Genomic DNA, 379 nt, shown 5'->3' with positions numbered 1-379 from the left:
TTCTAGTATTTGATATGTATTCATGAATTCTAGCTACCTTTACTCGTTGTTTATTCCAGCGAGAAGATCCTTTCATTCTTCTAGAAAGAACACGCTGTGCTTTCGCCAACTTATCTTCTAATGATCGGAAAAATTTCGGATTTTCATAGTGTGTTCCATCTGACAAAATAGCGAAATCTTTTAGTCCTACATCTATCCCAATGTAAGAATGTGTTTTCGGAAGTTCTTGTACTTCTGTTTCAACTAATAGTGACACAAAATATCTACCAGAAGGGTTCTGTCTAACTGTAGCATTTACAATACGCCCCTCTACTTCGCGACTTTTGGCAAATCGAACAAGGCCTAGTTTCGGCAACTTTATTTTGTTCCCTACAACGGC

At 37.7% G+C, this 379-nt stretch carries 1 protein-coding gene; it reads right to left on the bottom strand.

The window, feature by feature from the left end:
* Positions 1-379, bottom strand: a 379-nt coding sequence (locus ACTJJY_RS32135; RefSeq protein WP_440607458.1) for an RNA-guided endonuclease InsQ/TnpB family protein, incomplete at both ends; no start/stop codon positions are given.

The sequence above is a fragment of the Bacillus sp. 22475 genome (assembly GCF_052044835.1).
Taxonomy (GTDB): domain Bacteria; phylum Bacillota; class Bacilli; order Bacillales; family Bacillaceae_G; genus Bacillus_A; species Bacillus_A cereus.
This window is presented reverse-complemented; position numbering and strand designations above follow the sequence as displayed.